10 protein-coding genes and 1 rRNA gene are annotated in these 12,619 nt (G+C 55.8%); 8 read left to right on the forward strand and 3 right to left on the reverse strand.

Annotation, left to right across the window (positions count from 1 at the left end):
• Positions 1-46: 46 nt before the first annotated feature.
• Together DIT72_RS17655 and smrA are read right to left on the reverse strand one after the other, a co-directional pair.
• Positions 47-238, reverse strand: coding sequence for a hypothetical protein (locus DIT72_RS17655; RefSeq protein WP_135956555.1), 192 nt, complete (start codon positions 236-238; stop codon positions 47-49).
• 42 nt (positions 239-280) lie between these two features.
• On the reverse strand, positions 281-859 hold the full coding sequence (gene smrA / locus DIT72_RS17660; RefSeq protein WP_135956556.1) for a DNA endonuclease SmrA: 579 nt from the start codon (positions 857-859) through the stop codon (positions 281-283).
• A gap of 184 nt (positions 860-1,043) precedes the next feature.
• Here smrA and DIT72_RS17665 point away from each other — a divergent pair, with 184 nt between their 5' ends.
• The 8 genes from DIT72_RS17665 to DIT72_RS17700 all read left to right on the forward strand — a co-directional run bounded on the left by DIT72_RS17665 (position 1,044) and on the right by DIT72_RS17700 (position 12,448).
• Positions 1,044-2,960: a putative nucleotidyltransferase substrate binding domain-containing protein gene (locus DIT72_RS17665; protein WP_135956557.1), complete on the forward strand. Its 1,917-nt coding sequence runs from the start codon at positions 1,044-1,046 to the stop codon at positions 2,958-2,960.
• A gap of 17 nt (positions 2,961-2,977) precedes the next feature.
• The gene (locus DIT72_RS17670) at positions 2,978-3,688 is read left to right on the forward strand and encodes a 3'-5' exonuclease (protein ID WP_135956558.1); all 711 of its coding nucleotides are present in this window, start codon (positions 2,978-2,980) and stop codon (positions 3,686-3,688) included.
• A gap of 207 nt (positions 3,689-3,895) precedes the next feature.
• Positions 3,896-4,159, forward strand: a complete 264-nt coding sequence (locus DIT72_RS17675; RefSeq protein WP_135956559.1) for a DUF4212 domain-containing protein — start codon at positions 3,896-3,898, stop codon at positions 4,157-4,159.
• A 5-nt stretch (positions 4,160-4,164) separates the two neighbouring features.
• Complete coding sequence (locus tag DIT72_RS17680) at positions 4,165-5,931, forward strand: sodium:solute symporter family protein (RefSeq protein ID WP_135956560.1); 1,767 nt, start codon at positions 4,165-4,167, stop codon at positions 5,929-5,931.
• 96 nt (positions 5,932-6,027) lie between these two features.
• Entirely contained in the window at positions 6,028-6,534 is a 507-nt protein-coding gene (locus DIT72_RS17685; protein ID WP_135956561.1) for a hypothetical protein, read from the forward strand.
• A 42-nt stretch (positions 6,535-6,576) separates the two neighbouring features.
• Complete coding sequence (locus DIT72_RS17690; protein ID WP_135956562.1) at positions 6,577-10,095, forward strand: hybrid sensor histidine kinase/response regulator; 3,519 nt, start codon at positions 6,577-6,579, stop codon at positions 10,093-10,095.
• A complete protein-coding gene (locus DIT72_RS17695) occupies positions 10,092-11,735 on the forward strand; it encodes a tetratricopeptide repeat-containing response regulator (RefSeq protein WP_135956563.1) in 1,644 nt (547 codons plus the stop codon). Before DIT72_RS17690 ends, DIT72_RS17695 begins: the two co-directional genes overlap by 4 nt.
• Positions 11,732-12,448, forward strand: coding sequence for a sensor histidine kinase (locus DIT72_RS17700; RefSeq protein WP_135956564.1), 717 nt, complete (start codon positions 11,732-11,734; stop codon positions 12,446-12,448). Before DIT72_RS17695 ends, DIT72_RS17700 begins: the two co-directional genes overlap by 4 nt.
• Positions 12,449-12,507: 59 nt before the next feature.
• On the opposite strand, the gene rrf is transcribed toward DIT72_RS17700, so the two are convergent.
• Positions 12,508-12,619: ribosomal RNA gene (gene rrf / locus DIT72_RS17705) — 5S ribosomal RNA — on the reverse strand; the annotation flags it as partial.

Genomic DNA, 12,619 nt, shown 5'->3' on the forward strand with positions numbered 1-12,619 from the left:
AAGGCTGGACGAGCCACCCGCAAATGCTCACAGGCAGCACTGCGGCTTATTTTACGACGTCGTCACCGTCCTTGTCGGTCCAGATCTTGCGTTCGCCAGTTCCCATTTTCCCTTCAGAATTCCAGACCTCACGATCCGTTGTCGCCTCCTTGACCTTGCCGCCATCATCCCAGATAACACGATCCTTGCACCCGGCCAGTGCCGCTACCAGGAAAACCACCAACATCAGCTGTTTCATTCTTACCTCCGCACCGATTTCATCGGTTTTGACGAACTATTCTCAGGAACCATGGATTTCACGGTTACGTTGCTTGTCGCGATCGCCTTTACGAATCATGACATAGGCAGCACCGGTGCCACCGTGACGCTTCTGAGCAGAGTGGAACGCCAGCACATTATCCAGCTCCGGGAGCCATTTGGCGATATAGCTCTTGAGCTGGGCAATACCGTCCGGATTACGCTCCCCCTTGCCGTGCAGGATGATCACGGATCGCAGACCATAGCGGACACAATCTGAAATAAAGTCAAACACCTCCCTGCGCGCCTCCTCCACGGTCATCCGGTGCAGATCGAGGCGGGCCTCAATGGGGTACTGGCCAAGACGGAGCTTGCGAAACACGCCGTGCTGGACGCCAGGCCGCTGCCAGCAAAGCACATCGTGTGCCCCCAGTGGTTCTACCATATCAGCCGTCAAAGGGTTGCGATCCTTCAACGGCTGGTCCATGGCTGACCGCTGCCGTTCGAGATGTCCGGGCGTCAGCTCTTTAGGGGTCTTAACGTCGGCCTTGTTCGGCTTCCGGATGCGACGGACGTCCTTCATCTCCTCCAGAAAGCTCAGGCGCTCATCTTTGGTCGTCATGTCGGTATCATTTTGCAGTCGGGTTAACAGGACTTTACCACCCGCTTCCCCCATCATAAAGAACAGCAGCCAGGCCATACCCGTCATAGCGGAAATAATTGACTATCAGACGAAAATCTTAGGGCCGCAGGTCCGATAGTTAGGCTACACTTCAGGCTCATAACAAAGACAACGGAGCGCGTTTATGACCGCCGCACCCCAGGACAGCGAGCGCCCCCAGAACACCCGCGCCATTATGACCTTCCTGCGTGAGCATTCGCCATTCTCAAACATGGATGACTCGCAGCTGGCCCATTTTGCAGAGCACGCCTCCCTGCGGTTTTATGCCGACGGCGATGTCGTGCTTTCGCCAGAGGACGGGCCGGTAAAACGCTTCTATATCGTTAAACAGGGGCGCATTCGCGGCGAACGGGCCCGTGACAAGGATGGCGAGACAGAAACCACCTTCGAGATCAGCCAGGGTGAATGCTTTCCTCTGGCGGCACTGATCGGGGAACGCCCCACCCGCACACTTCATCGCGCCTGCGGAGACACCTTCTGCCTCAGCATCGAACACGATACGTTTGTAACACTCTTCTCCCAGAGCGATGCTTTTCGTGATTTCTGCCTGCGTGGCGTAAGCAGCCTGCTTGACCAGGTAAACCAGAGAATCCAGAGCGGGGCCATGGCCTCCATTGGCTCCAGCAACTCACTGGACACCCCTCTGGAACGGTACGCCATTCGCAACCCCATTGTATGCTCGCCCGATCTTCCGGTACGAAAGGCTGTCGCGCGGATGCATGAAAACAGCGTGGGCAGCATTGTAATCACCGATAACGAACGGCACCCCACGGGCATCTTTACTCTCAGGGACCTGCGCACCATGGTGGCGGAAGAAAAAGGCCCCCTGGACACACCCATCGGGCAGGTGATGACAAAAGACCCCTGCTGCCTGACGGCCCAGGCCGACGCGTTTGAGGCCGCCATGCTCATGGCTGAGCACCATTTTGCGCATATCTGTGTGGTGGATGATGACAACCGCCTGATAGGCATGGTCTCGGAACGGGACCTGTTCTCTTTGCAACGGGTGGACCTGGTTAATCTTGCCCGCACCATCGGCACTGCCAGCCATCTCCGGACTCTGATCAGCCTGAGGTCCGATGTGTCGAGGCTGGTGGATTCAATGCTCGCCCACGGGGCGGATTCCGGCCAGGTGGTCAAGATCATTACTACCCTGAACGATGTCACTGTGCGCCGGGTGCTGGAACTGAATATCAAGAAGAGTGACCCGGGAATACCCTTTACCTGGCTGACGTTCGGCAGCGAGGGCCGACAGGAGCAGACCCTGCTGACGGACCAGGACAACGGCATCCTGTTCCAGATACCCGAGGGGATGACCGAAGACCAGGTCAGGGAAAAGCTGCTGCCCTTTGCGGAAACGGTCAACAAGGAACTGGCAGAATGCGGGTTCACCTGGTGTAAAGGCAATATCATGGCCAGCAACCCGAAGCTGTGTCTCAGCAGCAGGGAATGGGATGACTGGTTCATCCGCTTTATTGACGCATCGACGCCCCAAAACCTAGTTTATTCTTCAATATTCCTGGATATGAGATCCATATTCGGTCCTAAAGAGCCGCTTGATGCTTTGTTGGATAAAGTTCTCACTCGCATCCGCAAAAATGCCCTGTTCCAGAAAATGCTTGCAGGCAATGCCATCACCCGCAAACCTCCCCTGACCATGTTCCGCAACTTCCGCTATGTCCAGGAAGGCAAGAAAAACAAGCTGGACCTTAAACGTCAGGGGCTGGCGCCCTTCGTGGAGGCCGTCCGGGTATTTGCCCTGGCCAACGGGGTCGGCGAAGCCAATACACTTGAACGCATGAACAAACTGGCAGAGAAAGACATTTTCGATCCCAAGGATGCCAAAGCCTGGCAAGAGGCCTATAGCCTGATTCAGGCAATAAGGATGAGATCTCATCAGGAACAGCTGGAGCGGGACGAGCCATTGTCCAACTACATCAATCCGGACGACCTGAACCCTCTGGACCGGCGCATACTTCGCGAATCATTCCGCCAGGCGCAGCGACTGCAGCAGAAGCTGGAACTGACTTATCAACTCTGACCACCGGGCCGACTGTCATGCTGGAACAGATCAAAGGCTGGATTGAGCGGCTCAGGACCGGTAGGACCGGTGGCCCCGATCGCGAACACCTGCCAACCCCGAAAACTGCTGGAGACCAGCGCCTGTCCGATTGCAGGCTGATCGTCCTTGACCTTGAAACCACAGGGCTCAATGCATCAAAAGACGAAGTTATCGCCATCGGTGCCGTGGCCATCTCCGGGAATGCCATACCGATGGAAGATCAGTTCGACCTGATTCTCCGACGCCCCGAGCTGGATATCCGTGAAACTGTGCTCATCCACGGCATCGGCCCGGAAGCGCTGACTCAGGGCCACGAGACCGAAGACGCCCTGTTGCATCTGCTGGAGTGGATGAATGGCGACCCGATCCTCGCCTACCATTCAGCCTTCGACCAACGGTTTCTGGAAAAAGCCCTGAAGCAGACCCTTGGATATACCCAACCGCACACCTGGATAGATGTTGCGGAAATGCTCCCGACCTTTTTCCCGGATGCAAAAACGGGGGGCCCTGGCCTTGATAACTGGGCAGATTTCTTCGGCCTGGACGTCAGTGCCCGCCACCATGCGGCGGCAGATGCGATGGCCACCGCAGAGCTCACACTCGCCGTTATCAACAGCGCACAGAAAGACGATGTCACAACGCTGAAAGAGCTCACTGGCAAACTGAAGTACTACCGGCAATTAAAACACATGCATCGGCCGGGATGAGAACCTGAACTGTGTCGCGTCTACAGACGTTTTGACCGGCAAATAACTGAGAATTAGACCTTTTGCCAATATCTATATATCGCTTGACCGGTAAAGTCGGAGAGGAAAACAAGTCGGAGAAGAATTATATGAATAATAATTTCTCTACAACACATACATCACAGAAAACCCACCCAACCTCCACAACAACAAAACAGGAGTGATCCTATGTCAGGTCATGACTACGATGCTGTGAATTACTGGAAGGCGAACCTTCGCCTGATATTCTGGAGCCTGATCGTCTGGGCCCTTGTATCTTATGGATTCGCCATATTGCTGCGCCCCATGCTCGCCGGAATCCCCGTCGGCGGAACCGACCTCGGGTTCTGGTTCGCCCAACAGGGATCGATTCTCACCTTTATCGTGCTGATTTTTCATTATGCCTGGCGTATGAACAGGCTAGATGAGAAATTCGGCGTGCACGAGGAGTAAGGGCAATGGACCAGTTTATAATTAACCTGTTATTCGTAGGCGGATCCTTCGCCCTCTATATCGGTATCGCCATCTGGGCGAAGGCCGGTAGCACCAGTGACTTCTACGTGGCGGGTGGCGGCATTCACCCCATCACCAACGGTGCGGCAATAGGTGCTGACTGGATGTCTGCGGCATCCTTTATCTCCATGGCAGGCCTGATTGCTGCCGGCGGCTACGCCAACTCGACCTTCCTCATGGGCTGGACCGGCGGTTACGTACTGCTGGCCATGTTGCTTGCACCTTACCTGCGTAAGTTCGGCAAGTTTACGGTTCCTGAGTTCATCGGTGACCGGTACTACAGTCAGAACGCCCGTCTGGTCGCTGTTATCTGCCTGATTGTCGCTTCGGTTACCTACGTAATCGGTCAGATGGCCGGGGCCGGTGTGGCATTCTCCCGCTTCCTGGAAGTCGACGCTACTCTCGGTCTGATCATCGCCGCGGTTGTGATTTTCCTGTACGCCGTAATGGGCGGCATGAAGGGTATCACTTATACCCAGGTTGCCCAGTACTGCGTCCTGATCGTGGCCTATACCATTCCGGCGGTGTTTATCTCCATCCAGCTGACCGGTAACCCGATTCCGGGTCTTGGCATGTTCTCCACTCACACCGAATCCGGTTTGCCCCTGCTCCAGAAACTGAACCAGGTCATCACCGACCTCGGCTTCAATGAGTATACGGCGGATGTGGACAACAAACTGAACATGGTTCTGTTCACCCTGACGCTGATGATCGGTACTGCGGGTCTGCCGCACGTTATCATTCGCTTCTTCACCGTACCCAAGGTAGCTGATGCCCGCTGGTCCGGCGGCTGGGCCCTGGTCTTCATTGCCCTGCTGTACCTGACAGCTCCGGCTGTTGCTTCCATGGCTCGACTGAACCTGATGACCACCATCTATCCTGACGGCACCGCCGCCGCGCCGATCGAGTACGATGAGCGTCCACAGTGGGTCCGCGAGTGGGAGGTCACCGGCCTGATCCAGTATGAGGACAAGAACAACGATGGTCGCATCCAGCTGTATAATGATGTGCCCTCCTTTGAAGAGGAAGCCGAGGCCCGTGGCTGGGAAGGTAACGAGCTGGTCGTGAACCGGGATATCCTGGTACTGGCCAACCCGGAAATTGCCAACCTGCCCGGGTGGGTCGTTGGTCTGATCGCAGCCGGTGGCCTTGCAGCGGCACTATCTACCGCTGCGGGACTATTGCTGGCAATCTCATCGGCAATAAGTCACGACCTGATCAAGGGGCGCATCAATCCGGCTATCTCGGATAAAGGCGAACTGCTGGCTGCCCGGATATCGATGGCTGTCGCCATTGTTGTGGCAACCTACCTGGGCGCAAACCCTCCTGGCTTCGCGGCACAGGTGGTGGCACTGGCGTTCGGCATCGCTGCTGCATCCCTGTTCCCGGCACTGATGATGGGCATCTTCTCCAAGCGAGTGAACAATAAAGGTGCCATTGCCGGTATGCTGTCAGGCCTGGTATTCACGCTTGCCTACATCTTTGTGTACAAGGGCTGGCTGTTCATTCCGGGCACCAATAACCTGGCGGATATTCCTGAAAACTGGGTACTGGGAATCTCTCCCCTGTCTATCGGCGCAATTGGTGCAATCGTCAACTTTGCGGTAGCCTTTACGGTCTCCAATGCGACTGAAGAGCCGCCCATTGAGATTCAGGAGCTGGTCGAAAGCGTCCGTTACCCGCGTGGTGCCGGCGGCGCGACGGACCACTAAGCAACACATCAGCCAATGACAGATGAGAATCTGACAGGCTGAACCTGAACGGGCTTCCTTCTTAGGAAGCCCGTTCTTTTTTGAGGAAATCGAATTATGTTCTGGACGTTAGTTGCCACCGTTTTCTGCGGTCTCGGGGCTGCCGGTATTGCCTTGGGCATCCGTGCGCTCACTCGAAAAAAAGCCCCCAAGTGGCTCATTCCTGCCTTCGCCGGACTCGGCATGCTTGGTTATCTGGTCTATGGCGAATATATCTGGTACGACCACAAGAAAACGCTGCTCCCGGAAGAAGCAGTTATAGTGGATACCGAATCAGAGGGCATTCTTTGGCGGCCATGGACATTTGTGTTCCCTTACGTCACCGCTTTTTCGGCCGTGGACACGGATAGTTTTGCCCACGCACCCAATAATCCTGACGTTGTCCGCTTTACGCTTTACCGTTTTAATCAGAAGGTCACAGATGCGATCTCGCACCGGGTTCACCTCCTGAACTGTGAAACCCGCGAGCTGGTACCGCTCAATAGCGAAGGCAGCCCAAGTCTGGACAATATGAAGGTGCTCGACAGCGAGGACACACTTCTGAACACCGTCTGTAACGCCTGAGTGCCCTGAGCGAACGGACCAGACCCACGGAAACGTGTTTCTATGATTAGTGCCTGGTTGCTGGTTTTAATTTCCATCACCTACATCTCCGTTCTGTTTGTCATCGCATGGGCCGGTGACAAACACTCCGGCCTGTACCGACGCCGACTGGCGCGCACCCACATTTACGCGTTGTCCCTGGCCGTTTATTTCACATCGTGGACTTTTTATGGCGCAGTAGGGCGTGCTACCCAGGAAGGGCTGGGCTTCCTGCCCATCTATCTTGGCCCCTTGCTGGTGTTCGTATTTGGTGCCCCGCTGCTACGCCGCATAATTTTCATCAGTAAACGTAACAACAGCACTTCCATCGCCGATTTCATCGCCTCGCGTTATGGCAAATCGCAGTCCCTGGCGGCCATGGTTGCAGCCTTCGCACTCATTGGTAGCGTCCCTTACATCGCGCTACAGTTAAAAGCCATCTCCATGGGCTTCAACGTGCTCTCGGATGCAGGCACCGCCCATACTGAGCTGAGTACCGCTGCCTGGAACGATTCAGCCTGGTACATTACCCTTGTACTGGCAGTATTTACCGTGCTTTTCGGTACACGGCACCTGGAATCCACCGAACACCACCGGGGCATGATTCAGGCCATTGCCTTCGAATCAGTGATCAAGATCGTTGCCTTTGTCGCCGTTGGCCTTTTCGTCGGCTATGGCCTTTATGGTGGTTTCGGTGATCTCTGGGACAATGTCCGTGATGCCGGACTGGTGGGTACCCTGACCACGGATGGCCTCGAAGCGCCAGCCTTTATTACCCAGACACTGGTGGCCATGCTTGCCATCATCTGCCTGCCGCGGCAGTTTCATGTCATGGTAGTAGAGAACACCGACCATCGGGATTTCGAGACCGCACGATGGGCCATGCCCATTTACCTCATAATTGCCAGTGCCTTTGTGCTGCCCATTGCCGCAGCCGGGCTCCTGTCGCCAGAAGCCAGCTCCTCGGATCCGGACGCACTGATTCTCAATCTGCCCATGCTGGCCGGTGAGCAATGGCTGGCGATACTGGCTTTCCTTGGCGGGGGGTCAGCAGCCGCTGCGATGGTCATAGTCTGCTCCGTGGCCATTGCCACCATGGTCAGCAACGAGATTATCATGCCGGCACTGCTTAGATTTTTCCGGCCACGCATGAACAAACGTTCGGATCTCAGCTACCTGCTGTTAAGCATCCGGCGGGTCGCCATCTTTGTGGTATTATTAACCGCCTATGGCTTTTATCGCATGGCCGGGGAAGACTACAGCCTGACGGCTTTCGGCCTCCTCTCCTTTGCTGCCGCTGCCCAGTTTGGTCCGGCCCTGGTGGGGGGAATTCTCTGGCGCAGGGGTAACCACACGGGCGCCTTGTGGGGGCTGGGGCTGGGCTTTCTGATGTGGTGTTACACCCTGCTTCTGCCTGCGCTCGCTTCAACCGGCTGGCTGAACGATAACCTGATCCAACAGGGAATCCTCGGAATAAACTGGACCCGGCCTACGGCGCTGTTCGGCTCCGAGCTGGACCAGATCAGCCATGGCATTATCTGGAGCCTTGGCATCAACACGGTTACCTATATCGTACTGTCCATGCTGACCCGCCAACGGGTGCGGGAAAAGATCCAGATCGCTTCCTTCTTCCAGGATCCTCAACCAAAAGCTGAAACACCACAGCAACAAAGCTGGCAGGGTGAGATCCTGACCTCTGACCTCCAGGCCATCGCGGATCGTTTCATGGGAGAGGAGCGGGCAGAAGCGATTTTCCGGAACTACGAGCGGCGTAACGCCATTCGTCTGCATCTGCACCGTCCCGCTTCGTCACATCTTATGAAGTTCATTGAGCGCCAGCTGGCCTCGGTCATAGGCGCCTCAACCGCCAGGGTTGTCCTGGAGTCAACCCTGACCGGTCGTGACATGCAGATTGAGGATGTTGTCAGCATCGTTGATGAAGCTTCCCAGGCAATGACCTTCAGCCGTGAGCTCCTGCAGTCCGCCATTGAGAACATCAGCCTGGGCGTTTCGGTGGTGAATCATCAGCAACAGCTGGTGGTATGGAATCAGCGGTATCTTGAACAGTTCAATTATCCCACAGGCTTCGTCCGTGTCGGCCGGCCAGTGGAAGACCTGATGCGCTACAATCTGACCAACGCCAATCAGCCCGCAAGACGCATTGACGAGATTATTGCGGACCGCTGCGAAAGTATGCGCGAAGGCAAGGCAATGTCTTACGAGCGGCAGCGCCCGGACGGAACTGTACTGAGAATTGACGGCAGCCCGATCCCCGGTGGTGGCTATGTAACCACGTTCCAGGACATCACAGCCATGCGGCGCACAGAACAGGCGCTCAAGGAAACCAATATCTATCTGGAGCAACGGGTCAAGGAGCGCACCCAGGAGTTGCAGGTTATCAACGAGCAGATGCTCAAGGCAAAGTCCGTTGCCGAACAGGCCAACCAGAGCAAGACCCGCTTCCTCGCATCAGCCAGTCACGATCTGCTGCAGCCACTGAATGCCGCGCGCCTGTTCACATCTGCCCTGGCCGGCAAGGCCCGTGACCCGGAAATGACGGAATTGGTGGAGCACATCGACAGCTCCCTGGGGGCGGCCGAGGAAATCATCAGTACACTGCTGGACATATCCAAACTCGATGCCGGTGCGCTGGAGCCGGATATTGGTGTCTTTCCGGTCAATGACATCCTGCGCCACCTGGCAACCGATTTCTCTGCCATCGCCAAGGACCAGGGGCTGGACCTGCACGTTGTGCCCAGCAGCGCCTGGGTACGTTCCGACTCCAAACTACTCAGGCGGGTGATCCAGAATTTTCTCTCCAATGCGATCCGTTATACTCCCAGTGGAAAGATCCTGCTCGGATGTCGCCGCCTGAAGGGCTACATACGGATTGAAGTATGGGACACAGGGCCGGGCATTCCGGATGACCAACTGGATCATATCTTTGAAGAGTTTCGCCGCTTCCAGCAGGGCCGGGATAAAAAGGGGCTGGGCCTTGGCCTGGCGATTGTTGACCGAATCTGCGGCATGCTCAATCATCCGGTGAACGTTCAGTCCGTTCAGGGGCTTGGCAGCGTATTCAGCATCACTGTACCGGCTGCTCCCCCCGAATACAGCGAACAGAACGTCGCAAAACCGGCCACCGCATCACGGCGCGTATCCAGCCTGGGAGGATTGCATGTGCTGTGTATCGACAACGACCCGGCCATCCTTCATGGCATGAGTGCGCTACTGGGCAACTGGCAGTGTGACGTCACCACTGCCGAAAGCCTTGAAGATGCCCGCTACAGGCTGAACGGCACCGAGCCGGACATCATCCTTGCGGACTACCAGCTTGATGATAACCGTAACGGTCTTGACGCAATGGACTCATTGAGAGAAGAGGCAGCCAATGATATACCTGGCATACTTATTACCGGCTATATGGCTCCGGAAGTCAGGGAAGACGCCATCAACAGGGGCTACCAGATTCTCTATAAACCTGTAAAACCGGCAGCCCTCAGGGCCCTGGTTAACAAGTTACTGAAACAGAAGCGCCCATGACAGAATCTACAGACAACACCATCGGCACCGCCTTCGCCAGACTCAGCTATCTGGTTATTGATGACTTCGAAAACTTTCGCCTCTCCATGAGGCAGATGCTACGCAGCTGCGGAGCTGACAGGATCGAACTTGTACCGAATGCGCCAACTGCAGTTCAGTATTGCTCCTACAACCATGTGGATGTGGTCCTCTGCGATTACAATCTGGGTGAAGGAAAGAATGGCCAACACATTCTGGAGGAGCTGCGGCACAAGAAACTTCTGAAACGCTCGTCCCTGTTCCTGATGGTAACCGCTGAAACATCCAAGGAAATGGTAATGGGCGCAAGGGAATATCAGCCCGATGCCTACCTGACGAAGCCCATCAATCGTGCCATGCTGGAAAAAAGGCTCAGCGGACTGATCACACAACGCAACGCCCTGCTTCCGATCAACCGCGAAATTGACCGTGAAAACTTCCCGGAAGCCATCTCCCTGTGTCTGCAGGCGCTTGCCACCAGGCCCCGTTACAAAACATGGCTGATGAAAACGCTCGCTGACCTCTACTATCAGGTAGGTGACTTCAGTCATGCCCTGCAAATTCATGACGACGTGCTGGCCCAGCGTGATCTGTCATGGGCCAGGCTGGGGCGCGGCAAAGTTCTGCTGGCCAACCAGAACCATGACGACGCCGTTACCACGCTGAAAGATCTGGTGGCCAAGCACCCGGATTACATGGAAGCCTACGATCTGTTAGCCGAAGCTCTGGAAAAGCAGGGTCGCCCCACACAGGCACAGCAGATTCTGGAGAAGGCGGCAGAACATTCTCCCAATGCCCTCTTGCGACACAAACACCTTGCGACACTGGCGGCTTCCAACCAGGACATGTCGACAGCCTCGGACGCCTGGCGACAAACTGTCAGCCTGGGCACCTACTCTATTCATGACAGCTCCGGGCATTATCTGGCGCTGGGGCAGTCACTGTCGGATCTCAGTGAAGGTGATACTTCGGACGAAGGTTCAGCCCAGGCCGATGAAGCGCTCACCATCCTCAGGCGCATGGAAAAACGATTCGCCGGCCAGGAAGACATCAAGGTCAGAAGCCGCATTGTGCAGTCCCGGGTTCACGCAGGCCAGGGCAGAATGAACGAGGCGCGGGCGGCTATCGAGAGTGTCGCCGACGAGCTGGGAGACCCGGAACTGATGGATCCTGAAGCCGGCCTCGATTATGCCAAGACATTGTTCAGACTCGACAGGGACGAGGAAGCAAAGACGCTGCTGGCAGCCCTCGCCACTCGCTGCCACGACAATCCGGGATTACTGCAGAAGATCGAGAACCTGCTTGATGAACCGGTAGGTTTCCGGCAAAAACTGCAGGCACGGTCCCTGAACCGCGATGGCATCAAGGCCTTTGAAGCAGGCAGGCTTGACGATGCGGTCTCAACGTTCAGCGAGGCCCTGGAAATAGTACCTTCCCACGCAGCACTGAACCTCAACCTGGTACAGGTATTGATGAAAAAGCACCAGGGAACGCCTGATGATCGGGAGCTGTTGAAGCGTTGTGAGAAATACCTTGTCAGGCTCCAGGGGTTACCGGAGCAACACAGGCAGTATCGCCGACTGGTGTCGTTGCGTAAAAAACTGGAAGGAATGATGTCATGAACAGAAAGAACCACGACAGCCCTGTCGAATCACGGTCATCCCAGAGCATCGATTTTTCCATGGTGCTGGCATCCGCCGTTCACGACATGAAAAACTCCCTGGGTATGCTTCTGAATTCTCTGGACGAGCTCCGCCAGGAGCAAGGCGAGTCCATCGGCGAGTCGCCCCGCTTTAACACCCTGCAGTACGAGGCCGAGCGTATGCACAACGATCTGGTGCAACTGCTCGGTATATACCGTCTGGGTGAGAACAACCTGTCGGCCCACATGGAGGAACACTTTGTTCCCGATTTTCTCTCCCAGCATATGGCACGGCATACACCACTTCTGGACGGCCTGGGTATCGAGCTGGAAATCAAAGCTGAGGACATTAACGGATTCTTCGATGACGACTTGCTGACAGGTGTGCTGAACAACACCATCAACAACGCCATCCGATATACCAGGAGCAAGATCAGGCTCACTGCAGCGCAGCAACAGGGCTTTCTGGTTATCGGCGTTGAAGATGACGGCGAGGGCTACCCGGAAAGCATGCAACACAGTGGTACACCGGGTTTCAAATCTCTGGATTTCAAGAGCGGGAGCACCAGCCTGGGCTTGTTTTTTGCGTCGTCAGTTGCCCAGCTTCACAGTGAGGGAGATCGGACCGGGTCTATTCGTCTGCATAATGGTGGCAGTTTGGGGGGTGGTGTATTTGAGATCTGGTTACCATAAAATCGTCTGCAAATAAAAAACCCCGTCAGCGTGTGCTGGCGGGGTTTTTGGTATTAAGAGCCTGACGATGACCTACTCTCACATGGGCAGAAGCCACACTACCATCGGCGCTGGTCTGTTTCACGGCTGAGTTCGGGATGGGATCAGGTGGTTCCAGACCGCTATGGTCGT

This window comes from Marinobacter orientalis (assembly GCF_004792665.1).
GTDB lineage: Bacteria > Pseudomonadota > Gammaproteobacteria > Pseudomonadales > Oleiphilaceae > Marinobacter > Marinobacter orientalis.

What these genes read in the sequence shown, in the direction of transcription:
- DIT72_RS17685 (WP_135956561.1), top strand. Translation starts at nt 6,028, where the DNA reads ATGTTCTGGACGTTAGTTGCCACCGTTTTCTGCGGTCTCGGGGCTGCC.
- DIT72_RS17655 (WP_135956555.1), bottom strand. Translation starts at nt 238, where the DNA reads ATGAAACAGCTGATGTTGGTGGTTTTCCTGGTAGCGGCACTGGCCGGG.
- DIT72_RS17680 (WP_135956560.1), top strand. Translation starts at nt 4,165, where the DNA reads ATGGACCAGTTTATAATTAACCTGTTATTCGTAGGCGGATCCTTCGCC.
- DIT72_RS17700 (WP_135956564.1), top strand. Translation starts at nt 11,732, where the DNA reads ATGAACAGAAAGAACCACGACAGCCCTGTCGAATCACGGTCATCCCAG.
- DIT72_RS17665 (WP_135956557.1), top strand. Translation starts at nt 1,044, where the DNA reads ATGACCGCCGCACCCCAGGACAGCGAGCGCCCCCAGAACACCCGCGCC.
- DIT72_RS17670 (WP_135956558.1), top strand. Translation starts at nt 2,978, where the DNA reads ATGCTGGAACAGATCAAAGGCTGGATTGAGCGGCTCAGGACCGGTAGG.
- DIT72_RS17690 (WP_135956562.1), top strand. Translation starts at nt 6,577, where the DNA reads ATGATTAGTGCCTGGTTGCTGGTTTTAATTTCCATCACCTACATCTCC.
- DIT72_RS17675 (WP_135956559.1), top strand. Translation starts at nt 3,896, where the DNA reads ATGTCAGGTCATGACTACGATGCTGTGAATTACTGGAAGGCGAACCTT.
- smrA (WP_135956556.1), bottom strand. Translation starts at nt 859, where the DNA reads ATGACGACCAAAGATGAGCGCCTGAGCTTTCTGGAGGAGATGAAGGAC.
- DIT72_RS17695 (WP_135956563.1), top strand. Translation starts at nt 10,092, where the DNA reads ATGACAGAATCTACAGACAACACCATCGGCACCGCCTTCGCCAGACTC.